A 2,399-nucleotide genomic window follows, 5' to 3' on the forward strand; every position below is an offset into this window, starting at 1 on the left:
GCCAGCTGCCCGGCGGTCAGCCGGACCTGTTAGCGCTCGACATGGGCGGCGCGGACGGTGAACCAGCGCACATCCTCGAAGTAGGGATCGGGCGAGGGGCGGTCGGGAACATAGCCGCGCGGCGCCTCGGTCAGCCCGCCGGTCCAGGGCGGGATCGCCCGCGTGCGGTTGCCGGCCCGCACCGCTCCAAAGGGGGTCAGTTCCTCGCCCAGTCGCGGCACGCTGACATCCGGCGGGGCCTGCTGGGCCGAGGCGTCCGTTCCGGCGACTGCCGTGGCGGCTGCCCCCAGCAGCAGGCCGAGGGTCTGCCGCCGGTCGGGGTGGAGCGTCGTCGGATCGCTCATGCCGTCGGCCGTTCCGCTTCCCTCGACGGCTCCGCCGTGGTCAGGTCCCGTTCGATGGCGGCACAGGTCGCGGCGAAGGCTTCGCGCAGCCGGTCGGCCTCCTCCGCCAGCCGGGCAGGCGGGGCACCGTCCACCGCGGACTGTTCCAGGACGCGGGCGGCCTCGGCCAGCGGCTTGGCCCCGGCGTTGCGGGAGGATCCCTTCAGATTGTGGGCGCAGGCCCTCACCCAGTCGCGGTCGCCCTTGTCCAGGGCCATGCCCAGATCGGCGATCACGCTGCGACCGATGGTGACGAAATCGTCCAGCAGTTCCGCCAGCATCTCGGCATCGCCGCCGCACAGCGCGCGCAGATTGCCGAGATCCACCATCCTGGTGCCGGCAAGGGGAGGGGCCGCAGTGAGGGAATCCGCCACGTTCGCCGCCTGTGGCATCCAGCGCGTCAGTGTCGCGGCCAGCTGCGACAGCTCCAGCGGCTTGCTCAGCACGTCGTCCATCCCGGCGGCACGGTAGCTCTCGATATCGGCGGGAGCTGCGTTGGCGGTGATGGCGACGATGGGCAGCCGGAGACCGGCGCCGGACGAGGCTTCGTCGCCGCGGATGCGGCGGGTCAGTTCGTATCCGTCGATCTCCGGCATCTGGACGTCGGTCAGCAGCAGGGCGTAGTGCCGCCGGCCCTGCCGCATGGCATCGAGCGCCGCCAGGGCCTCCGCACCGCCGGGGGCCATTTCCGCGGCATAGCCCAGCGCCTGCAGTTGCATCAGCAGGACCTTGCGGTTTACCGGATTGTCTTCCGCCACCAGGATCAGGCGACCCTGGGCTTCCGCCTCCTCCACGCTGGGCGTGCCGGGGCCGGCCGCGGCCGGGGCTGCCAGTGTGGGTATGGCTGCGGCGGAGAGGGGGTGGGCGGAGGGCTGGGGAGGGCTGTGTTGTGGACGCAGCCGGCCGGCGGCCACGGCCACCGCGCGCAACAGGACCATCCGGCGCAGTGGACGGCTCAGCACCACCGTGCCGGCTTCCGCCCCCCTCATGGCCGGACGGGAGGTCGGGCCGGGCATCCCACCGGTCTCATGGCAGAGCAGCACCACCGGCGGCCGGGCCTCGCCGCTGCGGCGGCCCAGCTCTTCCGGGGCGAAGGCGGCGGCGGGGACGTGCAGCGCCTCGTCGATGGTGACGACGCCGACGGCGCAGCCGGCCTCGCGGGCGATGCGCGCCTGTGCCGCCAGTTCGGGCGGGGAGGCGGCCGGCAGCACGCGGACGCCCGCCTCCTCCAGATAGCGGGCGAGGAACCCGCGCTCCGTCTCGTCGGGGACGCCCAGCAGGACGGTCAGACCGTCCAGGTCGACCGCATCCTGACCGTCCTCCGCCACAGCCGCCGTGGCGGCGGCGCGGGGCAGAGGCAGACGCAGCCAGAAGGTGGAGCCGAGACCGGGCTTGCTCTCCACCCCGATCTCGCCGCCCATCAGCGTCGCCAATCGCCGGCTGATCGACAGCCCGAGCCCGGTGCCGCCGAATCTCCGGGTGGTGGAGCTTTCCGCCTGGGTGAAGGGCTGGAACAGGCGCTGGCGGGTCGCGTCGGCGATGCCGATGCCGGTGTCGCGGACGGCGATGCGCAGCAGCGGGTCCGCATCCGACCCCGCATCCGCCGGCGGCGGTTCCAGTGTCGCCTGCAGCACGACGCGGCCGGCCTCGGTGAACTTGATGGCATTGCCGACCAGATTGAACAGGATCTGGCGCAGCCGCACCGGGTCGCCCAGCAGGGCCGGCGGAATCGCCGGGTCCACATAGGTCAACAGTGTCAACCCCTTGGCCCCGGCGGCCGGCGCCAGTGTTTCGGCCACCCCTTCGATCAGAGCGGGGACCGACAGCGGCACCCGTTCCAGATCCATCTTTCCGGCTTCGATCTTCGAGAAGTCCAGGATGTCGTCGATGATCCGCAGCAGGGCGTTGGCCGATTCGCGCATGGTGCCGACGGTGTCGCGCTGAAGGTCGTCCAGCTCCGTCCGTTCCAGCAGGCCCAGCATGCCCAGCACGCCGTTCATCGGCGTGCGGATCTCG

General features: G+C 72.2%; 2 protein-coding genes. Both read right to left on the reverse strand.

The window, feature by feature from the left end; all coding sequences use genetic code 11:
- Positions 1 to 29: 29 nt before the first annotated feature.
- Positions 30 to 344, reverse strand: a complete 315-nt coding sequence (locus tag I71_RS04445; RefSeq protein WP_042691168.1) for a hypothetical protein — start codon at positions 342 to 344, stop codon at positions 30 to 32.
- Positions 341 to 2,399: ATP-binding protein (locus I71_RS04450; RefSeq protein WP_042691170.1), on the reverse strand; the 2,059-nt coding region annotated here is incomplete at its 5' end. The genes I71_RS04445 and I71_RS04450, both read right to left, overlap by 4 nt.

Source organism: Azospirillum sp. B506 (assembly GCF_000333595.1).
Taxonomy (GTDB): Bacteria; Pseudomonadota; Alphaproteobacteria; order Azospirillales; family Azospirillaceae; genus Azospirillum.